The sequence below is a fragment of the Pseudobacter ginsenosidimutans genome, from assembly GCF_007970185.1.
GTDB lineage: Bacteria > Bacteroidota > Bacteroidia > Chitinophagales > Chitinophagaceae > Pseudobacter > Pseudobacter ginsenosidimutans.
The window spans coordinates 2,190,795-2,214,777 of record NZ_CP042431.1; the positions used below are offsets into that span (position 1 = coordinate 2,190,795).

Annotated in this window: 20 protein-coding genes; 11 read left to right on the top strand and 9 right to left on the bottom strand. The window is 47.6% G+C overall.

The genetic code is table 11. The annotated features are described in order from the left end of the window. Positions 1-43 precede the first annotated feature (43 nt). A complete protein-coding gene (locus FSB84_RS09010; RefSeq protein WP_127129124.1) occupies positions 44-247 on the top strand; it encodes a hypothetical protein in 204 nt (67 codons plus the stop codon). 279 nt (positions 248-526) lie between these two features. Here FSB84_RS09010 and FSB84_RS09015 read toward each other — a convergent pair whose 3' ends face one another. The 6 genes from FSB84_RS09015 to FSB84_RS09040 all read right to left on the bottom strand — a co-directional run bounded on the left by FSB84_RS09015 (position 527) and on the right by FSB84_RS09040 (position 6,785). Beyond that, positions 527-1,726 carry a DUF1501 domain-containing protein gene (locus FSB84_RS09015; protein ID WP_130541877.1) on the bottom strand — a complete coding sequence of 400 codons (1,200 nt, stop codon included), beginning with the start codon at positions 1,724-1,726 and terminating at the stop codon, positions 527-529. 19 nt (positions 1,727-1,745) lie between these two features. Next, complete coding sequence (locus tag FSB84_RS09020) at positions 1,746-3,215, bottom strand: DUF1800 domain-containing protein (RefSeq protein ID WP_130541876.1); 1,470 nt, start codon at positions 3,213-3,215, stop codon at positions 1,746-1,748. A gap of 173 nt (positions 3,216-3,388) precedes the next feature. Then, entirely contained in the window at positions 3,389-4,036 is a 648-nt protein-coding gene (locus FSB84_RS09025; RefSeq protein ID WP_130541875.1) for a hypothetical protein, read from the bottom strand. 18 nt (positions 4,037-4,054) lie between these two features. Then, complete coding sequence (locus FSB84_RS09030) at positions 4,055-4,753, bottom strand: hypothetical protein (protein WP_130541874.1); 699 nt, start codon at positions 4,751-4,753, stop codon at positions 4,055-4,057. 271 nt (positions 4,754-5,024) lie between these two features. After that, positions 5,025-6,293 (bottom strand): serine--tRNA ligase, encoded by a 1,269-nt coding sequence (gene serS / locus FSB84_RS09035; protein WP_130541873.1) that lies wholly within the window; start codon positions 6,291-6,293, stop codon positions 5,025-5,027. A gap of 42 nt (positions 6,294-6,335) precedes the next feature. Beyond that, positions 6,336-6,785 (bottom strand): GNAT family N-acetyltransferase, encoded by a 450-nt coding sequence (locus FSB84_RS09040; protein ID WP_130541872.1) that lies wholly within the window; start codon positions 6,783-6,785, stop codon positions 6,336-6,338. A gap of 46 nt (positions 6,786-6,831) precedes the next feature. Between FSB84_RS09040 and FSB84_RS09045 the strand changes: the two genes are divergently transcribed. The 7 genes from FSB84_RS09045 (at position 6,832) to FSB84_RS09075 (ending at position 12,115) form a co-directional block, all read left to right on the top strand. After that, on the top strand, positions 6,832-7,251 hold the full coding sequence (locus FSB84_RS09045; protein ID WP_225980022.1) for a hypothetical protein: 420 nt from the start codon (positions 6,832-6,834) through the stop codon (positions 7,249-7,251). Between the two features lie 20 nt (positions 7,252-7,271). Next, complete coding sequence (locus FSB84_RS09050; protein ID WP_130541871.1) at positions 7,272-7,970, top strand: peptidylprolyl isomerase; 699 nt, start codon at positions 7,272-7,274, stop codon at positions 7,968-7,970. A gap of 13 nt (positions 7,971-7,983) precedes the next feature. Next, positions 7,984-9,729, top strand: coding sequence for a DUF885 family protein (locus tag FSB84_RS09055; RefSeq protein ID WP_225980023.1), 1,746 nt, complete (start codon positions 7,984-7,986; stop codon positions 9,727-9,729). 39 nt (positions 9,730-9,768) lie between these two features. Continuing rightward, entirely contained in the window at positions 9,769-10,149 is a 381-nt protein-coding gene (gene gcvH / locus FSB84_RS09060; RefSeq protein WP_127129135.1) for a glycine cleavage system protein GcvH, read from the top strand. A 135-nt stretch (positions 10,150-10,284) separates the two neighbouring features. Continuing rightward, entirely contained in the window at positions 10,285-10,791 is a 507-nt protein-coding gene (locus FSB84_RS09065; RefSeq protein WP_225980024.1) for an RNA polymerase sigma factor, read from the top strand. Next, positions 10,788-11,594, top strand: a complete 807-nt coding sequence (locus tag FSB84_RS09070; RefSeq protein WP_147122115.1) for an anti-sigma factor — start codon at positions 10,788-10,790, stop codon at positions 11,592-11,594. Before FSB84_RS09065 ends, FSB84_RS09070 begins: the two co-directional genes overlap by 4 nt. 134 nt (positions 11,595-11,728) lie before the next feature. Next, complete coding sequence (locus FSB84_RS09075) at positions 11,729-12,115, top strand: VanZ family protein (RefSeq protein WP_225980092.1); 387 nt, start codon at positions 11,729-11,731, stop codon at positions 12,113-12,115. A gap of 484 nt (positions 12,116-12,599) precedes the next feature. Here FSB84_RS09075 and prfA read toward each other — a convergent pair whose 3' ends face one another. Further along, positions 12,600-13,664, bottom strand: coding sequence for a peptide chain release factor 1 (prfA, locus tag FSB84_RS09080; RefSeq protein WP_130541867.1), 1,065 nt, complete (start codon positions 13,662-13,664; stop codon positions 12,600-12,602). Between the two features lie 77 nt (positions 13,665-13,741). On the opposite strand from prfA, the gene FSB84_RS09085 reads away from it, so the two are divergent. Next, positions 13,742-14,911, top strand: coding sequence for an amidohydrolase family protein (locus tag FSB84_RS09085; protein ID WP_158643824.1), 1,170 nt, complete (start codon positions 13,742-13,744; stop codon positions 14,909-14,911). 33 nt (positions 14,912-14,944) lie between these two features. On the opposite strand, the gene recO is transcribed toward FSB84_RS09085, so the two are convergent. Together recO and porZ are read right to left on the bottom strand one after the other, a co-directional pair. Continuing rightward, on the bottom strand, positions 14,945-15,685 hold the full coding sequence (gene recO, locus FSB84_RS09090; RefSeq protein WP_130541865.1) for a DNA repair protein RecO: 741 nt from the start codon (positions 15,683-15,685) through the stop codon (positions 14,945-14,947). Positions 15,686-15,691: 6 nt separating this feature from the next. Then, a complete protein-coding gene (gene porZ, locus FSB84_RS09095; RefSeq protein ID WP_130541864.1) occupies positions 15,692-17,992 on the bottom strand; it encodes a type IX secretion system anionic LPS delivery protein PorZ in 2,301 nt (766 codons plus the stop codon). Positions 17,993-18,135: 143 nt separating this feature from the next. Between porZ and FSB84_RS09100 the strand changes: the two genes are divergently transcribed. Together FSB84_RS09100 and FSB84_RS09105 are read left to right on the top strand one after the other, a co-directional pair. After that, a complete protein-coding gene (locus tag FSB84_RS09100) occupies positions 18,136-20,484 on the top strand; it encodes an efflux RND transporter permease subunit (RefSeq protein ID WP_130541863.1) in 2,349 nt (782 codons plus the stop codon). A 326-nt stretch (positions 20,485-20,810) separates the two neighbouring features. Beyond that, entirely contained in the window at positions 20,811-23,969 is a 3,159-nt protein-coding gene (locus tag FSB84_RS09105) for a SusC/RagA family TonB-linked outer membrane protein (RefSeq protein WP_130541862.1), read from the top strand. Positions 23,970-23,983 lie beyond the last annotated feature (14 nt).

The following is a 23,983-nucleotide window of genomic DNA, read 5'->3' on the forward strand; positions in this document are numbered from 1 at the left end:
AAGTAAAATTATTCAATTTACTAACCTCTTAAATAGTTAGACTATGGCAGACATTCAGCTCACTGCATACAATGTAAAAACAAAGGAAAAGAATGTTCCTATCAAAGACGCAGTGATCACTAAAACCGCCAAAGGAGCTTATATGGCTCAGGGAAACGACGGTAAAGGCAATAAACTCACTACCCTGTTGGGCGAAGAAAAAGCGCTCGCTGCTATCAAGGCCGGTGTTGCCAAACAAGGCTGGTAAAAACATTTCCACAAAAGAAAAGCAACTGAGCGGTCATAACAGGCCTGTGCATTTGGCATGTTCCTGATATGACTGTCTCGGTTGCTTTTTTATTGGCAGCCATACTGCCAGCAAAAAAGCCTTCTTGTATTTCGTTTTGCTCTATACAAGGAAGGCTTTTGGTAAGCACAATCTCTTAAACTACAGATAAGGTAATTTTTTTCGAAGCCGGGAGAAATAAGGAAAGGAAAAATGGACGGTGATAAAAAGTTGTGTACTAAATATACATCTTTTTTAATATCAAACAAAATCAAGATAACTTAGCTCCCTTCCCAGTATTTGCCGGTCGTCTGCTCCCAGCCACTTGTTCAGCAGGGTGGCGTACACGTTCTTGAAATCCACACTGTACTGCAGGTCTCCATTCTTCAGGTTACTGAGATCGGGCAATTCATTCAGCAATCCTTTTTGTTTGAGCGCTCCGCTTACGAAGAACATATTATTGGCTGTTCCGTGATCGGTGCCGCCACTGGCGTTCTGCGCCACGCGTCTTCCGAATTCAGAAAAGGTCATCAGCATCACATCCTGGAAACGATTGTTCTGCTGCATGTCTTTCACAAAGGCGCTGATGGCTGCATTCATTTCGGTGAAGAGCCTGCGCTGCTGGCCATCCTGTCCTACATGGGTATCGAAGCTTCCGAGAGAGAGGTAATACACTTTCGTATTGATGTCTGAGAAGATCAGCGAAGCAATGGTCTTCAGGCTATTGCCGATATCGGTGGAAGGGTAAACAGTACTGGTAGGATGAATGCGGCTTTGTTTGAAAATATAATCCGCACTGCTCATGGTCTCTGCCATGGTTTTATAGAGATAATCAACTGTTTGTTCTCCATGTTCATCCTGGTGGTTCTTCACTACTTCCCTGAAGAATTTTTCGTTGGACGTGTTGAAGAGTCTGCGGGGATCTTTCATGGCAAGTCCTTTAATATGTTCTCCCTTCATGGCCATGCTGAGCATATCGTCCAGCTCCAGCGCCTGCGTGGGTTTGTCGCAACCCTTGCATTGCGCATCCAGGTAGCGGCCTAACCATCCCGTATATACGTATTTGTCGCTGTCGCTGGCACTATGCCAGATATCCATGCTGCGGAAATGTGAGCGGTCGGGGTTTGGATAGCCAACATTGTTGAGGATGCCGAGATGGCCATTGTCGTACAACTCTTTCATCCCGGTAAGTGCGGGGTGCAGGGCTGCATCGTCTGTGAGACGGAGTGCATTATCGGGGGCAATGCCGAGTTTTGGCCGCACTTTATAATAGATATCGTTCCTTACCGGTATTACTGTATTCAATCCGTCGTTGCCTCCGCTGAGCTGAAGGATCACCAGCACTTTGTTGCCGGGCGGCACCAGGTGCGGGGCTTCAAACGCTTTCATGAATTTGGGCAGCATCATGGATGCTGTGGCGAGACTACCGATCTGCAGGAATTCTTTTCTTTTTAAAAGCATATGATAGCGATTGAACGGATTAACAAAGTTGGTATTCTGGCGTGCTCATCAATTGGATAGTGGCCGAGCGGATATAATTCTCCCTGCTGCTGTTGTCGATGTATTTGTCCAGTGTGCTAACGGTAACGCTGTTGCTGGTTTGCAGTACGGAACTGCTGATAGCGGGGAGCAGTTTTTCCCTGGAAATCTTTTCGAACAGTTTCGTGTATGCATCCCAGTTAACAGTGGCGGCAATTACCTGTCCGCCGCCTCTTTTTTGGGCGAAGGCTTTCATTTTTTGTTTTCGGTCACCCTGGTCCTTCATACCCATCATCTGATCGTCATCGTCTTTGGGTTTGAGGGTAAGCGTATCTTCTGCATAGATCATTTGCGGGATGCGTAGGCGAAGCATGAGGGAAGAGCTATCGATCCAGTTCTTTCCTCCGGGCCAGCCAGCTACATTGGGCGGATAGAAGAGCTGCTGCCCCAGCAGTCTCTGCAGAGTGATCTGTACTTCTTCATTGGAGATCTCCATGGGAATGGCTCTTCTGATACCTGCTATCAGCAGTACAGGGGATTTGATGATGGAGCCCACATTGCGTTGATCGTAGAACCAATCGCTTGTAAAGATATCCTGGAAGAGTGCGCTGATATCGTAGCCACCTTTGTAGAAGCGGTCTGCAAGCCATTTGATCTGTTCTTCATTTTCCGTTTCATTCACGAAATAGCGATATACTTTCCGAGTGATGTATTGAGCCGTTTGCGGATGTTGAATGAGGATATCGAGAATATCATCTCCATTGAAATTTCCGGATTTGCCGAGTACTTTCTTTTTGGCGGTATCATGCTGGTTCTTTCGGAACACAAAATTGCCTGAGGCATTGGAGCCCCAGCCGGTGAAGGCGCGGGCAGCTTCCTTGATATCGTCTTCAGTATAATTGCCGCGGCCCAGGGTAAAGAGCTCCATTACTTCGCGGGCGAAATTCTCATTGGGATGATCTTTCCTGTTCTGGTTATTGTTGAGGAAATTCAGCATGGCGCCGGACTTGCTCACTTCGCGAAGCAGGTCAGGGAATTTCCCAAGGGCATTGCGACGGATCGCATCCAGCAATTGCTGCTGGTGAACGATGTTCACGGTGCGGCAGGCGAAATGGCCATGCCAGAAGAGTGATACTTTTTCGCGCAGTTGTTGCTCACTGTGCACCATCTGGTTGAGCCAGGTGAGATTGAGTGCGCGGATGCCGTCGCGGGACCTGTCGCGGACAAGTTTTCGCTGTTCTTCCGTCAATTGTCTTTTCTGCCGGTACATTTCCTCCATGCCCTGGTAGATCTCTTTAATGGCGGGATCGGCCACATCGATGTAGGCCGGTACTTTTTCGGATGCCTTGAATATTGCCTTGATTAGTTTTTTGTTGGAATCGGAGGAGAGCTCATCCACCGGCACAGTATCCGGTCCGAAGCCTGCACGCCAGAGCAGATGCTGGTTTTTGAGCTGATTGGAAATGCCCATGAGGAAAATGGTTTTGCGTTTGACGGGTTGCCAAAAGGAAAGTTTAACAGAGTCTTTTATTTTCGGATAGAACCGGAAAATGGAATAATGGAATAACTGCAACCTCAGTGCCAAACGCAAAAACAAAAGGCGTATTTTATGGATACGCCTTTTAAAAACAAAACATATATTAATTATTTCTCTAACAAAATCCTTACACCAAGCGAAAAACTAGTGTTGTTGGAGAGGCTTGTGTTTACATCGAATCCTTTTTTATTTCCAGTTGTTGAACCGCCATTCCAGCTTTTGCTGGTTGATTCAATTTTCCTGTACTGGGCAGTGATCAGGGGCATGAGCACTGTTTCCAATTGTACTTTTTTGTTCAGGGAGAAGGCGAACCCTGGTTTGAGCGTTGCATTTATATTGAGCTCTTCCGTTTTTACATTTACCAGTGAAGGCACTGTAAGCCCGGCAACTTCAGACCATCTGACGCCTGTACGCAACTCTGCAAAAACATAGAACCGGTTTCCAAGTGGCCAGTACTTCCTTAGGAAAACGCCTGCACCTTTAGCCGAATTCTCAGGGCTATTGGAAGCATCTGTATCCAGTGAAAGATATTCAAGGTCCAGACCAAATACAAGGTTATCGCGCACAGCCCAACCGAAGGCGGGTGCAATACCTACAGTTTTCAGTTTTACTTCTGCAAAACTGGAAATTTGTGATTTTTGGGAACCATAGCTGAGAGAACCTCCAAAAAGAAGTGAGCCTTTTTTTATCTGCGCCTGAGAGTTGGTTACAGCAAAGATTGCTATAATGAAAAAAAGAAAATATTTTGATTTCATATGATGTAGTGTTCGGGGTTATTTGGAAAGAAGGATCCTTACGCCGATCGTGAAAGCAGTTGCATTATCGAAACTGCTGCTGATCTTGAAGTCGCTGAATTCGCCGGTCATCTTATTGCCGATCTCGAGATCCCCGCCTTTGTATTTCTTCTTACTATATTCCACAGTGAGGAGGTTAAAGAATGTGCTTTCCAGGTGAACTTTGCGGCTAACGGCAAAGGACAGGCCAGGAGAAACAGAAGCAGCCACATTCAAACCTTTCAGGTAACTGTTGATAGAGCTTTCATAAGGTTTGAAGTCTTCCCTGGTAACAGCTACGCCTAACCGGCCTTGTCCGAAAACATAGAGTTTATTGGCTACTCCCCAATACTTTCTAACGAACAAGCCGCCGCCTCTGGAGTAATTCTTATAATCTTCCTTCTTGTTGAAAGGGGCCGGGGAATTGGGTATATCGGCATATTTCTCCTTTGAACCTTCCAGCAAAATGTCTGCACCCACAATCAGGTTGTCTTTGATGGCAATGCCAAATGAAGGAGAGAAAGAAAATGATCTGAATTTAGTTTCTCTGTTCCAGCCTGCGTCCGGAAGTTTGTCTGCCTTGTAAGCGCTGTAACCGGCAGACCCGCCGATCAGCATGGAACCTTTCTTGATCTGCGCATGGGAAATAACGCAGAAGAGCATGCCTGCTATTGCAAGCAAAATGGATTTCCTTTTCATTGTATGATTTTGATTTAGGAGTTGTGTCGATCTGCGGTGGGCTGGAAAAGCAGAGAAAACACGATTAAAAATCAGGAGCGCAAATATAATCAACCCGGGCAGTAACCGAAAAATGATAGAATAAAAAATACCACGCCAGGGATAGCTTCTGGTATCTGCGCCCGGATTAATGTACAGATAAGGCTACCCGTTATTGCAGGGCCGGAATAATAAAAGGGGGTGCGACAAACTTACTTGTCGCACCCCTTTTATTAAATATTAACGAAGGCTGTTAAATAGTTTTAAAACCGAGATACTGGTGCAGCACTTCCGGCAATTCAATTCCATTCTCTGTTTGATTGTTTTCCAGCAAACAGGCGAGGATCCTTGGTAGTGCCAGAGAGCTTCCATTGAGTGAATGCGCCAGGTGGTTCTTTCCATTGCTGTCTTTGAATCTTGCTTTCAACCGGTTGGTCTGATAAGCTTCAAAGTTAGACACAGAGCTAACTTCCAGCCATTTCTCCTGCGCGGCTGAATACACTTCGAAGTCGTAGGTTTGCGCTGATGCAAAGCCCATATCACCGCCGCAGAGATTGAGGATGCGATAGGGCAGTTTGAGCGATTGCAACAACAACTCTACATGCAGCACCATTTCTTCCAGTACTGCATAGCTGTTGTCCGGATGTACGATCTGTACGATCTCCACTTTCTCAAACTGGTGCAGGCGGTTCAGTCCGCGTACATCTTTTCCGTAGCTGCCTGCTTCGCGGCGGAAGCAGGGGGAGTATCCGGTCATTTTGATGGGAAGATCGCTTTCCTTCACCAGTTCATCGCGATATATATTGGTAAGTGGCACTTCGGATGTGGGTATCAGGTAGAACTGGTCTTCGTTCACATAATACATTTGTCCTTCCTTGTCAGGCAACTGGCCGGTGCCGAAAGCAGATGCTTCGTTCACTACAAAGGGCGGGATGATCTCTGTATAACCAGCAGCGGTATTGTAATCCAGAAAGTACTGGATCAGTGCACGCTGCAGGCGGGCGCCCTTACCGGTATACACGGGAAAGCCGCTTCCCGTGATCTTGTTGCCCAGTTCGAAATCGATCAGTTTGTATTTTTTAGCCAGGTCCCAGTGGGGCACAGCATTGTTGACCAGTGTGGGTTTGGAGCCGCCTTCGCGCACCACCACATTGTCTTCGGGTGTTTTTCCCCTGGGAACATTGACGGAAGGAAGGTTGGGAAGTTTCACGATGGTTGCTTCCAGCTGCTTCTCCACGGCTGTCAGTTGCTCCGAGATCGGCTGCAGGCTTTGTTTCAGCGAAGGAACGGATTGCTTGAGGGCTTCCGCTTCTTCTTTCTGACCTTTCGCCATTAATTGTCCGATCTCCTTGGATGCGCTGTTCACCTTTGCCTGGGTTGTATCGAATTCCAGCTGAAGTTTCCTGCGTTCATCATCCAATGCTATGATCTCGTCAACCAGCGACAGCTCCTGGAAATTTTTAACGGCCAATCGCTCTTTTACCTGTTCTGTGTGCTGTCTGATAAATGGAATCTGTAGCATTATTCAAATGATTTGCAACAAAGATAATTCCTGTACCGTAGATTATTGTTGGGTTTTCATCTTCTTGTAAATTCCGGGAACACTGATCTCCATCCATCTTTCCGGCGCCACCAGTTCATTGAAGCCGTACTGCCGGTAAAGCCCATGTGCATCCCTGGTGGCCAGCATGAAACGGCGGAGTCCCTGGAGATCAGGATGGCCCATGATCGCACTCATCAGCCATTTGCTGAGACCCTGGCCGCGATAATCTTCATCTATGAATACATCACAGAGGTAGGCAAAACTGGCCTTGTCTGTGATCATCCTGGCAAACCCGATCTGCTGCGCCCCCACATACACACCAAAACAGAGGGAGTTCTCAATTGACCGCTCCACGATGGAAAGAGGGATATCTTCAGCCCAGTAAGTAGCGGCAAGCTTACCCCGGATATAGGCTGTATCCAGTTTGCTTTTGTCTGTATCGATGGCGAATTTGTCTTTTTGCCAGTTCATGATGCTGTACTTTTTGTAAAGTTAAGTTGCTGGAAAACACCAGCCTTTGTCAGATTCATATCATAAATTATCTAATGCAATCCGTGTAAGGCCCGCTTCGGAATTCCTGCCTATCTTTGCAGCTATGAATGCACAGGACGATCTGATGACACGCTGGTGGACGCTGGAAGCGAAGCTGGTGGAAAGATTTGGGAAGAAGCCCGATATGGAAACCATCCTTTTCCTTATCGGCATCCAGGAATTGGGAGTGAAGCCGAAGTTCACGAAAGAACAGAAGCAGGACCTGATGCATATTGCCGTCTGCTCGCTGATGGCGCAAAGTGGTTATTACGAACTGGAAGGAACTGACAGGGACGGATGGCCGCATTTCAAACAACTCAAGAGCTTACCCGTGATGAATATGATGGAACAGGAGAATTTTCTCAAAGACCATATCCTGTTGTATTTCGACCGGGTTGGATTTTAAATACTGATCCCATTAACACCATGAACCGACTGCTTGCACTCGCAGCCCTGCTGCTTACGTTCGCCGCCTGTAATCCCCGTCTCTCCAACGGCCTCCGTGTACACGATCTTCAAAAAGATGTAGAACTTGTTACCAGCAAGGGGACCATCCTCATCAGGCTCTCCGATTCCACTCCCCTGCACAGGGACAATTTCATCAGGCTTGTTCAGAAAAAATATTTCGACAGCATCCTCTTTCATCGTGTGATCAATCAATTTATGGTACAGGCCGGAGACCCGGACAGTAAACGGGCGAAAGCCGGCGCAGAGCTCGGCAATGGCGGCCCCGGCTACACAGTACCGGCAGAATTCAGAGCTTCCCTCTTTCATAAAAAAGGAGTGATCGCGGCTGCACGTACAGGTGATGATGTGAATCCCATGAAAGCCAGCAGCGGCTCACAGTTCTATCTCGTTCAGGGGAAAGTGTTCACAGAAGCAGGACTGGATTCCGTGGAGAACATGCGCCTGAGGCGCAAACTGCCAGCTGCGCACCGCGAAGTGTACAAAACCCTGGGAGGTACGCCTCACCTGGACCAGAACTACACCGTGTTCGGAGAAGTGATCAGCGGGCTTAATGTAGTAGACAGCATTGCCGTGGTGCCCACCAGCGGCAGAATGGGCAGCGACAGGCCCCTGGCGGATGTCCGCATCATCAGGGCGCGCCTCGTAAAAAGAAAATAAACTCCCGCACGATATGCGACAATACCGGAATCGAATGATGGCCTGTTTGATCACAGGTGGCATCGCCTTATCCCTATGCCATAACGGTATGGCCCAATCGAAAAAAGAAGAAACCCTGCTGCAGCAAACCAGTGAAGTGAACAACCTGATGGTGCAATATCAGGCAGACAGGGGCAGTCTCACCCGTTTCTATGCCGTTCCATTCTCACCGGAGAGAAGGGAACGCCTGGTGAAATTCCAGCAGGATTATCTGCAGCAACTGGGATCGCTTTCCTTCGACCAGCTTTCCACAGGATCAAAAGTGGACTATCTCCTTTTCAAAAGGAATATCGATAACCAGATCAGGTTACTGGATGCGGAAGCAAAGGGATATGAACAGATAAAGAAGTTATTCCCCTTCGCCCCACCAATCTATGAGCTGGAAAAGCAACGCCGGCGCGGACTTTCGATGGATGGCAAAAAACTGGCAGCCGATATGTACGCATGGCAGCAACAGATCCGGCAAAGCATGCTTGCATTGCAGCAAGAACCTGAAATGGATATGCAGCAGGCGGAAATGGCTTCGGCAGTAGTTCGCGGATTGCAGCAGGCGCACAAATCTGTTTTCGATTTTTACTTCGGCTATGACCCCGGATTCAGCTGGTGGGTGGAGAAGCCGTACAGGACCACCGACAGCCTGTTGAATATGTATGCCGGACAATTGAAATCGAAAGGAAAGATCACTACCACACAGAAAGATGATGGAAGTGATATCATCGGTAAGCCCATCGGCCGCGAAGAACTGATCCGCCAGTTACAGTTTGAAATGGTCCCCTATACGCCGGAAGACCTCATCGAAATGGCCAACAGGGAATTCGCCTGGTGTGATAGGGAAATGCTGAAAGCCAGCAGGGAAATGGGTTTTGGCGATAACTGGAAACAGGCGATGGAGAAAGTGAAAAATTCGTATGTGCCTGAAGGTAAGCAACCCGAACTGATCCTGCGCTTGTACAATGAATCGATCGGTTTCCTGAAGAAAAATAACCTGATTACGATCCCGCCGGTTGCGGAAGAAACCTGGCGCATGACCATGATGAGCCCGCAGCAGCAACTGATCAGTCCATTTTTTCTGGGAGGCGAAACTATCCTGATCGCTTATCCCACCAATACGATGGAGGAAGAAGATAAGATGATGAGCATGCGCGGCAATAATCCGCATTTCTCCCGCGCTGTTGTGCATCATGAACTGATTGCCGGCCATCACCTGCAAGGCTTTATGGGCAATCGTTTCAAGGCTTACCGTGATTTTGACACACCATTCTGGACAGAAGGATGGGCGCTCTACCAGGAGTTCATCCTCTGGGATCTGAAATTCCCTCAAAGCCCTGAAGACCGCGTGGGGATGCTGTTCTGGCGCATGCATCGCTGTGCGCGGATCATCTTTTCTCTCAATTATCACCTTGGCAACTGGACGCCGCAGCAATGCATCGATTTCCTGGTAAACCGCGTGAACCATGAGCGCGCCAATGCTGCAGGAGAAGTGAGAAGAAGCTTCACCGGCGGCTATGGCCCATTGTACCAACTGGCCTATATGGTGGGCGGACAGCAGTTTTATGCTCTCAAAAAGGAATTGGTGGATTCAGGAAAGATGAGCTACAGGGAATTCCACGATGCCGTTTTGCGTGAGAACGGAATGCCGGTTGAAATGGTGAGAGCGATACTTACAAAGCAGCAGCTTAAAAAAGATTTTGTTACCGGCTGGAAATTTTATGGGAAATAGATTGCTTTTCTTAATCTTTGCAGCACTAAAACTTACGTCATGAATTTTCCTGATAATCTCCGCTATACCAAAGATCACGAATGGATTCTTCTGGAAGGAAATGTAGCTACCATTGGTATAACTGAATTCGCTCAGCGTGAACTGGGTGACATCGTGTATGTGGACGTTCCCACAGTGGGCAAAGCCCTCAGTGCTGAAGAAGTGTTTGGAACGGTAGAAGCCGTGAAAACAGTATCTGATCTTTTTCTGCCTGTTGCAGGAACTATCAATGAGCTGAATGCCGAGCTGGATGGCAGCCCTGATCTGGTAAACACCGATCCTTATGGTGATGGCTGGATGATCAAAATGACCGTAAGCAATACAGCTGATGTGGATGCCCTGATGGATGCAGCTGCATACGCAAAGCTGGTAGGCGAATAAATCCGGAATTCCATACTTAACGTATATGAAAGAGTGGTTTGCATATCCACTCTTTTTTTATTATATTGGGCCACGCTTGGGTTAAACTAACATTTGGCCACCACACAAACATATACTGAACAACAACTGGTATCCTTGTTAAAACACAGGGATAATAAGGCTTTTGGTTACCTCTATGATAATTACTCCAGTGCTTTGTACAGCATCATAGTTCAGATTCTCAGCGGAGATGTGGAATTGGCCAATGATGTTCTTCAGGAAGTTTTCATCAATATCTGGCGAAAGATTGACAGTTATGATCAAACGAAAGGCAGACTATTCACCTGGATGCTGAATATCGCCAGAAACGCTTCGATCGATACACTACGTTCCAGAACCTATCAAAACGACAGGAAAAACCAGCCGATGCCGGGCTCCGTTGATGAGCAGCTCAACGGGCAGACCGCTCAGCTCAATGTTGATAATATTGGATTCAGAAAAGTGCTGGGTCAGTTAAAGGAAGATCAGCGGGTACTGATCGACCTGGCTTACTATAAAGGTTATACGCACGAAGAAATTGCAGCAATACAAAATATGCCGTTGGGAACGGTAAAAACACGCATCAGGAATGCGTTGATTCAATTACGCGGAATTTTAAAGTGAATATACAGGACTACATATCAAGCGGTATCGTCGAAATGGTGGTACTCGGGCTGGCAGGCCAAAAGGAAAGGGAAGAGTTCGAAGAGCTCTGCACCCGCTATCCTGAGCTGGTGGCGGCCCGTGACGCATTTGAGGCAAAGCTGGAGGACATCTACATGCAACATTCCTCCACTATTGTACTTCCTGTTGGGTTAAGGCAAAGTTTGATGGAAGCAACTCTAACCACTTCTCATAATCAAACCAAACCAACAAATGTAATCACTATGGAAAATGCCAACAGACCCGTACGGCGAACCAATTGGCTGGCTGTAGCATCGGTAATTCTACTGATTGTTGCCGCCTACTTTGCTTACCAGTTTCATTCACAAAATGAATCCCTGAAACAAGCCAATGTTGAATTGCAAAAGAGAGCAGATTCAACTGACGCTATCCTCCAACAGATCATCGCAGAACAAAAGGTTTTCAAAGATTCCAACGTAACCGTTGTGAGCATGGAAGGAACAAAGATCGCTCCTCGTTCTTCCGCCAACGTTTACTGGGACTCCATCAACAGCAGCGTGTACCTGGTGGTGAAGAACATGCCTAAACTGCCAACCGATCAGCAGTACCAGCTCTGGGCACTGATCGATGGCAAACCCAAAGATCTCGGTGTGTTCGATGCCGATCAGGACAAGGTTATCCTGAAGATGACCGATACCAAAAAAGCTGAGGCATTTGCCATCACAATCGAGAAGAAGGGAGGCAATCCGTCTCCAACGCTCGAAAAGATGCAATCACTGGGTAAAACAAAAGCTCCGTTATAGCGGGCTTGCTGAAATCACCACAACGATATTCAGAAAAGATTCCTCCGGGAATCTTTTTTTTATGTTCGGGCATTCAGTAACATTGTTATCCAACCAGGGTTCTCCTGAAGATCAAATCTTTGCAAGTGAAAAGAATGTTTGAATCTGTTCTGACTCCCATCGCCTGGACGTTTACGATCCTGGTTCTGCTTTGTCTTCCCGGCTCTTCCATCCCCGATCTGGACGGGCCAGTAATCCCACATTTCGACAAGCTGGTCCATTTCCTGCTTTTTGCCGTTTTCTCCGGCTTGTGGAATATTTACCAGTCCTGTAAAAAATATTCCACAGAAAGGCTTAAGAAAGCCTTTTGGCTTGTTTTCCTTAGCGCGATATTCTACGGTGCTTTACTGGAAGTGATCCAGTATTACCTGGTGCCCGACAGGAGCTTTGATCTGGGAGATATTGCAGCCGATACAGCGGGAGCCGCCGCCGCTTACGCGTATTCCTATATTAAATTGTTGAGAATCAATTCAGGCAATTAGTACATAAAAAAAATTGGCCCCTGTAGATACAGGGGCCGTAACCAAAACTAACTGCTTATGAGAAAATTGACTGCTTTATTTTTTGAGTCTTACAAAAGAACTACAACCTGTATAACGCAAATCCAATGCCATTAGTATAACCCAACCCGTTAAAGAAGGGTTAACCCTTTTATCTTACTATCACATTCCGGATTTGCAAAGAGCGTTTTCTTTTGACATCACAAAGGAACCAAGAGTACGCCGTATTTCCTCATTTTGAATCTATTTTTTCAAAATGTTAACAATCCATTCATACTAAAAAGACCCGGCAATACAGGTTTTATGTGAACTAAATATAGCGCTACGATTAAAAAGATATTAAACCTGATAACGGTGCTGCATAGCCTGTCAGCTTGTCCCCCGAAAAAGGAAGAATTGCCATGACAGACTGCTGTTTCAGCACCAACTACTACCAGTAAACGAAGTTGAACTTTTCCTGATCTGCTTAGTTCTGTTTTGTAAGCTTTTCGGCGTTCTCTGCAAACTGAAGAGCATCAATGAATTCCTGAATACTTCCGCTTAATACATCATCGAGGTTGTAAACGGTCATGCCTATACGATGATCTGTAACACGTCCCTGCGGATAGTTGTAGGTGCGGATCTTCGCACTGCGGTCACCCGTACTTACAAGGCTTTTACGATGGCGTGCAATTTCATCTTCCTGCTTGCGTACCTGTTCTTCATACAATCTGGTGCGAAGCATTTGCATGGCTTTTTCGCGGTTGCCGAGCTGTGTACGCTCGGTCTGGCACATTACTACAGTGCCGGTGGGAAGGTGTGTGAGGATTACCTTGGTTTCAACCTTGTTAACGTTCTGTCCGCCAGCGCCGCCGCTTCGTGCAGTTTCCATTTTTACATCGCTTTCCTTTACTTCCACGTCTACTTCTTCTGCTTCAGGCATTACTGCCACTGTAGCCGCTGAAGTGTGTACGCGGCCGGAGGCTTCGGTATCAGGAACGCGCTGAACGCGGTGAACGCCGGATTCAAATTTGAGGGTGCCATAAACATCATCGCCTGTTACTTCCACCTGTACTTCCTTGTAGCCACCAACGGTGCCTTCGGTTTCGCTGAGTACGGCAGTTTTGTAACCTCTTTTTTCACAATAGCGGAGATACATGCGGAGGAGATCGCCAGCAAAAAGACTGGCTTCGTCGCCACCCGTACCGGCGCGGATCTCGAGGATCACATTCTTCTCGTCCTGCGGATCTTTCGGGATCAGCAGCTGACGGATATGCGCTTCCATTTTTTCCTTTTGTTCTTCCAGGGCGGGAAGTTCTTCCTTGGCGAGCTCGCGGAGTTCCGCATCGTCGCCATTCAGGGCGCCGCGATAGCTGTCCACGTCATTCAGCAGGCTTACATAATCCTTATGAGCCTGTACGATCTTCTCCAGGCTCCGGTATTCCTTGCTGAGCTCCATGAATTTCCGGTTGTTTCCAACGATCTCAGGATTGGTCAATGCCACTCCCAGGTCTTCAAACCGCGCAGTGATCGCTTCTAATTTGTCTAGCATGTTTACAGTATTTTTACGCCCGGAATTTCTTTCCTCCGGTTGAAAGGATGGCAAAGTTAATCGATTTCACCGTTTCTATGGCTTACAGAAAGTTCAAAGCAGACCAATTATTTACAGGGACCAGCCTGCTTTCAGGCGGCGAGGTACTGATCACCACCCAACAGGGTGTGATAGAAGCCATTGTTCCGGCCGCCGAAGCCGGCGAAGAAGTGCAGGAACTGGCTGGTATTCTCTGTCCCGGATTCGTGAATGCCCATTGCCACCTGGAGCTCAGCCATATGAAGGGCCGCATTCCGCCGGGAAGCGGCATGGTGGATTTTCTACTGGGGGTGATGCAGCAACGGAATTTTCCACAGGAAGAAGTGCAGGCGGCCATCGCGCGGGCTGAGACGGCGATGTGGGATAGCGGCATCGTGGCAGTAGGCGATATCTGCAATACTGCGGATACCATCGCAGCCAAAAGCATGGGCAGGTTGCTGTACAGGAACTTTATCGAAACCATGGGCTTTATCCCTGCCACCGCTCCGCAACGTTTCGCTTTTGCGAAAACTGTTTTCGAACAGTTTGAAGCGGCAATGCCGGGCAGGAATTCCATCGTTCCACATGCGCCCTACTCTGTTTCTCCGGAGCTTCTGCAGCTCATAGCGGATTTTCCGGGTAATCAATATCTATCAATCCACAACCAGGAAAGCATAGCCGAAACGCAGTTCCTGAAAGATGGGACCGGCGGGATGCGCAGGCTCTATGATTTTCTCGGCATCGATCTTTCCTTTTATCGGCCCTCAGGATTGAGCAGCCCTCAACTGATGCTGCCGCCTTTCAGTCAGCAGCAACAAATGGTCCTGGTGCATGATGTACATACGGAAGCGTCCGACCTGCAATGGATGCAGGAGGAAGCCCTGCCTGCATTGTTCTTTTGTCTTTGCCCCAATGCCAATCTGTATATCGGTAATGGTCTGCCTGATATTGAATTGCTGCGAATGCAGGGAGCCAACATTGTTTTAGGGACCGATAGTCTTTCCTCCAACCAACAGTTAAGTATACTCGAAGAAGTAAAAACCATTGCTTCGGAGTTTCCTGATATTCCAACAGCAGAGTTGCTTCAATGGGGCACATTCAATGGCGCCAAGGCGCTGGGTTTTGAAGCGCAGTTCGGAAGTTTTGAAAAAGGAAAACAGCCGGGGATAGTGTTGATTGACAATGCAGGCGATAGCTTTGAAAAATCTTCAGCAAAAAGAATTTTGTAATCAGCCAGGCGACTGGTACCATTAGTAATAGTATCACGACAACACTTCCTGCAATACCGGCAATGTTTTCAATATCCCGAAATCCGGCACATGCAGCGCGTAAAAAGTTTGGTATCCCTGCAATAATATCCTTCTTGTTTCCTGGTTGAGCGGGATCTCGTTAAGCTCCTGAGGTTGCATCACTTTCAGGAGTTGGGAAGTGATATAACTGTAAGGCATACCCAGAAAATGCGGGTGCACGGGATGCTCTGCTGTGAATGCGCCTTCCTGCAAATCCAGGTAGGGCGTGTTTTCCGTGTAATCGTCATTCAGCCTGAATCCGTAGATGGTGGCGAGGTGTAATGCAAAGAACAGTGGGAAGTTGGCGATGGCCTGTCCTCTGGCTTCGTCCAGGTGCAGGAAAGCATCTTCGATAAAATGATAGAGGTCCGGGTTGGATTCCGGTTGCTTCAATGTTTTCTGTAAAAGCTCCACCATGAACAAGGCTGCTGCATTCTTCACCACATCGAAAAAAATATGCTGGTAGATGAAGGCCCATCTGAATTCTTTAATGCGTTGCAGGTTCTTCAGTTCATTGTGATACACCTGCATATCGAGAATGGCTGCGGGCTGGAACATATTCGCTTTACCGCTCCCTTTCTTAGATGAACTGCGAACCCCATTCACGAGATAGGATTGAATACCGAAGAGCTCCGTGTAGATCGTTACGATCACACTGGTTTCTCCGTACTTGACCGTACGCAGCACAATTCCTTTTGTATGGTGAATGGTCATGGTTGATTATTTGATGAATACAATTTTTGCGGCTGTTTGTTCCCTTTTGTTTTCATCGGTAACCAGTACGAGATATATGCCTGAAGAAACTTTACTGCCATTATAATGCCTGCCATTCCAGATGGCTTGTCCACCCAGGGCGCGGGTCTGGTACACCAGCCTGCCGTCCGTTTCCGTGATCTTAACAATGGCGTTGTTGACCAAACCCCTGATTGCAATGGTTCCATTGTAACCAGGTGGTACAGGGTTCGGGAATACCAGCAGGTTCTGATTGGTGGAGCCTCCATCTGTTGCTGTGCTGCGGAAAGAGCAAATGCCTTTGGGGGTGGAAAAGAAGATCTCTCCGGTGAAACCGTTGGCGGCAATCTGTTGCACGTCGTTATCAACTAAAGGACTATTACCCGTATGGAACCGGTACAATGTTTTGCTGCCATCTGCGCTGATCAGCCATACGCCATTTTTTGTACCTACCCATTTGCGGTCGGCTCCATCCACGGCAATGCATTGCACCTGTTCATCGCGAAAAAGATAGCCGGCGAAATTGTCGGATTGCACCACTGGAAGAATGGCTTCGCAGCCTGTATTGCTGTTGGCGTCCTGTGGGCATTGTATAATGCCGATGCCACGGTTGGTACCGATCCAGATAAATCCGCTCTGGTCTTTGGCGATGCAGTTCACATTATTGTCGGGCAGATTGCCATTACCGGTTCCGCTGCGATACCATTTCCATTGATCATCGGATGGATTGTCGATGGAATTGCCGTAGGAGAAAACATAGAGACCATTGCCTTTGGGTGAAACCATCCATACCTGGTTGTAATCATCTGCTATGAGTTGCGCCACTGCATTTTCCGAAACAGGAAAAGGAATGGTGAAGGATTTGAAATTCCCATCAGGCTTTCTTACTACCAGTTCTCCCGGTGATCCGTAGTTGCTGATCCACAGATTGCCGCTTGCGTCGAAGTTGAGGCCGCTTACGCGATAGCTGCCGGTTGAAAAATAGGCAGGTTGAATGGGCGAGTTCTGTTTGAGTACTGACAGTGGCTTGCCTTCCTGTATATGCAGGAGGCCGTCGTCGAAAGAGCCTGCCCAGATGGATTGGTCAGTGGGATCGATAGCAACACTTACAATATCGTTTATGCTATCGGGTAAGTTAGCGGTGGCGGCATTTACATTCGTCCAGTTATCGTCCTGGAAGCGATAAAGCCCGTTGCGGTTGTTGGCAGGTTCCCAGTTGGAAGTTACACTGCCGGAAGCAACCCAGAGTGTATTGTTGAGTACCTGCATTTGTCCGCTTGCAACAGCAGCAGGGGAAGGCGGAACGAAGGGTTCGAAATTACCGGCACCATCGGTGGCGCTTAATCCTTTGCTGTCATCGGCGATCCAGTATTGTTGTTGAAACCAGATAGCCTGTCTGGGAGCAGCAGTGAATACAGGATGTTGAATGATGCTTTCAACGATGCCTGCATTGGTGAGGCTCACCACTCTCGCCTGTGATCCGTTCAGTTCAGTGAGCAGTAGTTTGTTGCCGGAAGCTCTTAATTCCCGGATCTCCCAGCCATCGTTGTAAACAGATGTCCAGTTATTGTTCTGCCAGGCAAACAACTGGTTGTTCCATTGCGCGAATAATTGGCTTCCTGATAAAACAACTGCTTTTATATTGCCGGCCGGTAATCCATCAGTTCCTGAAAGCATTTCCCAGTTGCGATAATCGGAGAGGTTATTGGCGTTTACGGGTGCACGTTTCAATCCTTCTTCAGTTGCTGCGTAATAAAATTGCGCATCAGCAACAGTGTTATATACTTCGATCTTGTTGCCATTGCTGCCGATGATCCAGGTATCACTTACTTCATATTTTTCGAGATTGAGCAGTATGATGCCCAGTCCGGTACTCAGCAGGGCGCGCTGCTGTTGTACGTAGATATGGTTGATGGTCTTGTTGCCGCTGATGGTGGAGTTTTTTATAGCGTCGATATTATGCACGGTGTTCTGGAGCAGTACATCCACGTTACTGTTGGAATAGGCAATCACCAGCTTGTTGCCATCCGGATCTGCACCGATGGCGCCAATGCCCGTTTCCGAAAGTCCGCTGATACGGCTGAAACGCTCGATGGAATTATCTGAGGGATCTACAGAAAAAATGCTGAATGGCGTGGCGCACCAGACAATCGATTGCTGTTGAGTTACAGCAATGGCCTGATGATAAGGGAGGTGGTCCCTCCACTGTCCAACCGGCTGGAGCTGGGCGGAACTAATGGCATGCAGTAGTATGAGAAGTGGGAGTAATAAGGATTTCCGGTTCGGCATAATCAAAAATACAACAGAATACAGAGAGTGCGGCCGGGAGGCGAACTCCTGGCCGCAGCTTGTTAAAAAGCAATCTTTGCCAACTTGCGCAAATTGGCTTTCTTTGCCTCGCCTACAGTTATTTGCTCATTAAAATCTTTTCTATGTGGGGAACCATTGCCAGGATTGTGCTGAAATTCCGGTGGATCTTACTCGTTCTTTTAGTATTGGCTACTGCTCTGATGGCATATCATGCTTCCAAAGTTCAATTGAGCTATGAATTCACCAGGGCCATCCCTACTGATAATCCCAAGTACCAGGAATACCAGGAATTCAGGAAACTGTTTGGAGAAGATGGTAACCTGATGGTGATCGGGATCCAGACAAAAGACCTTTTCCAGGATAAGTTCTACAACGATTATGCTGCCCTCGTTAAAAATATCCGCCAGGTAAAAGCGGTGGAAGATGTACTCAGCATTCCCGGCGCAGCCAATTTGCTGAGAGATTCCGCGTCTGAAAAACTCAATGCCGGCGCAGTGTTCCCGGATCGTGTATTGAGCCAGCATGAACTGGATAGTTGTTCTGCCATTTTTCTCAGTCTTCCTTTCTACCAGGGACTGCTGTACAATCCTGCCACCAGTACCTGGATGATGGCTATCCGCATCAACAAGGATGTACTGAACTCGAAAGCCCGCAATGAAGTGGTGGCGGATATCGTAGCTGCCGGTGAAGCTTTCGGAAAAAAGTATGGCGTTGAAATGCATTACAGCGGACTGCCGTTGATACGCACCAATATGGCCACCAAGGTGGCCAGTGAAATGCAATGGTTCCTGCTGGGGTCCATCGTGCTTTCTGCTATCATACTATTGCTGTTCTTCAGAAGCATCTCCGCTATGACGCTCTCACTGGCCGTGGTGATCATCGGCGTTGTCTGGAGCCTCGGTACACTTGAATGGTTTGGTTACAAGATCTCACTGCTTACTGCATTGATCTCGCCATTGATAGTTGTGATCGGTATTCCCAACTGTATCTACTTCCTCAATAAATACCATACAGCCTATAATGATGCAGACCCTTCATTGGGCGCCAAAGAAAGAAAGTTTGCCGCATTGCATATGATGATCGAACGGATGGGCGTGGTTACGCTCTTCTGTAATATCGCTGCAGCAATTGGATTCGCTGTATTCGGATTGACCAAGAGCGAGATCCTGAAAGAATTCGGCATTGTGGCAGGTATCAATATCATGGCATTGTTCTTCATCTCCATCATCCTGATCCCTGCAGTGCTGAGCTTTCTGCCTTCTCCCAAACCCAGGCATACGAAATACCTCGATAACAAATGGCTGCTCAATGTGCTGGATAAGCTGGAAGTATGGAGCCTGCACTATCAGAAACAGATCTATATCGTTACAGGGATCGTGCTGATCGTAGCAGTGGCTGGTATCTTCAAACTGCGCACAGAAGGCTTCATCGTGGACGATCTGCCGAAGACAGATAAGATCTATACCGACCTGAAATTCTTCGAACATCATTTCAAAGGAGTGATGCCGCTGGAGATAGTGGTTGATACAAAGAAGAAAAACGGATTGAGAATAAATCCACTCTCGCATTTCGAGAAGATCGACAGCCTCAGCCAGTTCATTGCATCGCAGTCTGAAATGGCCAGGCCATTATCGATTGTGGAAGGATTGAAGTTTGCGCGGCAGGCTTACTACAATGGCGACAGCGCCAGCTATGGCCTCCCCAACTCCTTCGATATCGCATTCCTGGCGGAATATCTTGGCAGTAAAGGAAACGACACAAGCGGCAAGCAAAACAATTTCACACGCATCGTTCGCTCATTCATGGACAGTACCAGGCAGCGCGCGCGCATCAGCGTGAATATGGCCGATGTTGGCACCAAGAGATTGCCCGAGATCATCGATTCGCTCAACCAGCGCAGCAAACAGATATTCGACACAGCCAAATACAATATTCAGTTCACCGGCACTTCTGTTACCTTCCTGGAAGGAAGCGCCTTTATCATCAACGGACTGAAAGAAAGTATTCTCTGGGCCTTCGGGTTGATCGCCCTTTGTATGCTTTATCTCTTCCGTTCTTTCCGCATCCTGATCTGTTCCCTTGTACCGAATGTGATACCCCTGATCATTACAGCCGGTGTGATGGGATGGGCAGGTGTTGCTATCAAACCTTCTACAGTACTTGTTTTCAGCGTAGCGCTCGGTATTGCAATCGATATCACCATCCGCTTTCTCGTGAACTATAAACAGGAAACAGAGCTGAGCAAAAAAGCACCACGTGAAATTGTGATCGATACGATCCATAAAACAGGCATCAGCATTATCTACACTTCACTGGTACTGATTGCTGGCTTCATCATTTTCTGTGTAAGCGATTTCGGTGGTACAAAAGCGTTAGGATGGCTGACATCACTCACACTCGTGCTGGCTACATTGACCAATCTTATTTTCTTACCTGCGTTGCTTCTGACACTGGTAAAAAAGAAAAAATAGATCTTTCTGAAAGATGAACGGGGGCCGGCTCTTATAGCCGGCCCTTTTCAATTATCAATGACTCATATATTATCAGGAATATTAACTTATCTAGTTAGTGGTAAGCGTTAGCGTTAGTTTAAATATGTAATTATTTAATTAATAATACTGATTTATACTAACTATTACTACCATTCGAAAAACTACCGTTTTGCGGCAAGTATTTCTTTATAATAATGCTGAATAATCTTATCTTGATATGACCGCTTTTGGGTATTATTCAGCGGTTAGCAAGCCGAAAATACCCAGTTGCGGATTACCAACTGTTCCAACTAAAACTGTCACAAATGAGAAAATTAGTAGCCCTGCTTCTGGCAGTTGTGCTTTGCTATGCACATGCCAGATCACAAACCCGTACAATCACGGGTAAAGTCACGGATGAAACCGGAAGTCCCATCCCCAATGTTTCGGTGATCATCAAAGGAACCAAAACAGGAACCACCACTTCAATGGACGGTACTTACTCCCTCCCGGTGCCGGCAAATGCCAAAACACTTATTTTTTCCGCCGTAGGCCAGGTGCCACAGGAAGTGTCCATCGGCGATCGTACGCTGGTGAATGCATCACTGAAGTCGACCGACAAAGAGCTTCAGGAAGTAGTGGTAGTGGGATATGGCACACAGAAAAGAAAAGATGTAACGGGCAGCATCGTTACGGTGAAAGGTGCTGCAGTTGCTGAAAAGCCTGTTCAGAGTTTCGAGGCCGCACTCGGTGGCCGCGCTGCCGGTGTGCAGATCTCTGTGCCGAACGGAGTAATGAACAATCCGCCTGTATTCAGGATCCGCGGAACAAACTCCATTTCCCTGAGCTCTTATCCGCTGATCGTTGTGGATGGGATCCCGGTGTACACAGGTGATTTCAGTGGCACCAGTTCCGGTGGTAATACGCTTGCCGCCATCAACCCCGCTGATATCGAAACCATCGATATCGCCAAAGATGCAGCGGCAGCATCCATCTACGGAAGCCGCGCTGCCAACGGTGTGGTATTCATCACTACCAAAAAAGGTAAATCAGGAAGAGCCAGAGTGAACTACAACGGATGGGTGGGCTGGACCAAAACACAGCGCCTTCCGGAACTGCTGAATGCACAGCAATACACAGACCTCAAGAATGAAGGATTGAAGAACAACAATTCTTACAACACTGATCCCAACGATGGGATCACCGATACCTACTTTGCACTCACCAATGGCCCGGATGGAAAGCCCATCGATACTCGCTGGTATGATCATGTATATCGCACAGGGATTTCGCATAACCATACTATTAATGTTTCCGGTGCAAACGACAACACCAATTATTATTTCTCTGCCAACTATACGGACCAGCAGGGCGTGATCAAAAGGAACGATTTCAAACGCCAGGGCATTCTCTTCAATATCGATCAGAAGGTAACCAAATGGTTCAATGTTGGTGGAAAGATCAATTATTCCAATGAAAAGAACCTGGCTGCCGCCAGCTCCGGCTCATTGCCTGGTGAAGCATTTGCAACAGGTGGTCTGGGCCGTGTGGTAATGGTGCTGCCGCCCAGCGTATCGCCTTACAATAATGACGGCTCATTCAACGCATCCAGTGGTACTATCGGACCGATGAACAATAAGATCGCTGGCGGTTTCAGTTACTATAACCCGGCCCTGTCGCTCAAATACAACAGGTCGAATACAGAAATGAACCACGTGATGGCCAATGCTTACGGGCAGGTAAAGCCATTCAGCTGGCTGACGCTTCGCAGTGTATTCAGCGTGGATTATATCTATGTAGACAATGAATCTTATTCGCATCAGCTCACAGGCGAAGGCGCCGCCAGCACAGGCAGTGCCACCAGTACATTCAGCAAGAATAAAAGAACAGTCTGGACCAATACTGCATCTTATGATCAGGTTTTCCTGGATAAGCACACCGTACAATTGATGCTGGGTACGGAAGAGCAAAGATCAACTGCAACAGGTTTCGGACTTAACAGGACCAATGTGTCTGATCCTTATTTCGTCAACATACAATCGGCCTGGGCTAATGTGGCCACTTCGGGTTCTTCGCTGGGTGAAAATTATCTCTATTCCCAGTTCGCCAGTGTTCGCTACAATTACGAAAACAAATATTATATCTCCGGAAACGTACGCCAGGATGAATATTCAGGCCTTGGCTACAATAACCGGAAAGGTACTTTCTACGGAGTGTCCGGCGGTTGGGAAATCGCCAATGAGAATTTCTGGACGAAAGCCGGATTCGATAAGATCTTCAACAGCTTCCGGATCAGGGGGAGCTATGGTAAAGTAGGTAATATCGGCGGCATCGGTAACAACGAATCTTATACAACCTATGCAGGAGGTACTTACGGAGGTTCGCCTACACTCAATTACAATAACCTCGGTAATCCGGCGCTGGAATGGGAAACCAGTAAGAAGTTCGATATCGGATTGGCATTCGGAGTGCTGAACGACAGGATCAGCGTTGAATTCAATTATTACAAGAACACTGTGGATGGACTGATCCTGGATGTGCCACAGATCCCTTCTGCCGGTATTCCGGGTAATGCTGTACGCATGAACGTGGGCTCATTATACAATAAAGGCATCGAACTCAGCATCAATGCAACACCGGTGAAAGCAAAAGACTTCAGCTGGAACACATCATTCAATATCGGTATCAACAAGAACGAGGTTACTGCACTGGCGCCTGGTTTGAGTTCCATCATTGTAACAACACCGGCAGGAGCGTCTACCAACGAATCGGTAAGCGCAAGCCTTCCCGGCTATTCAGTAGGTACACTTAAAGTAGTGCGTACAGGTGGCGTTGATCCTGCTACCGGAAGAAGGATCTTTTACAATGCAGCGGGACAGGCAGTGCTCTATTCCCATTACCCGCAAGCCTGGCGTTTTGCCGATGGTGCTACTTCACCAGCCATCACGCTCAACGACGGAATACCTTTGTACAATGCCATTCCGAAACAGATCGGCGGCTGGAACAATACTTTCTCCTACAAGGGATTTGAACTGGATGTATTGCTCACTTATCAGCTGGGCTTTTACATCTACTACGGAACCAATGCAGGCCTGCACGATCAGCGTTTCTGGAACAGCACTACGGATATCCTGGACCACTGGAAAAAAGCAGGTGATGTTGCACAATGGCCCAAGATCGTTTATGGCGATAACGTCAGCAACGGTTCATCCCTGCCGCTCGACATCAATGTTTTCAAAGGCGATTTTGTGAAGCTTCGTAACGTACAGGTTTCCTATAACCTGCCAAAGACCCTGGTTGGCAAAGCAGGCCTGGGCAGTATCAAATTTTATGTGAGTGGCCAGAACCTGGCTATGATCACCGATTACCCCGGCCCCGATCCGGAAGTGTCCACTAACGGTAACAACTCCGCGAATCCAAGTATCGATCGTAACCAGGTTGGTAATGCCCGCACCATCACTGTTGGCGTATCAGTCGGATTTTAATTGAACAATTAAAA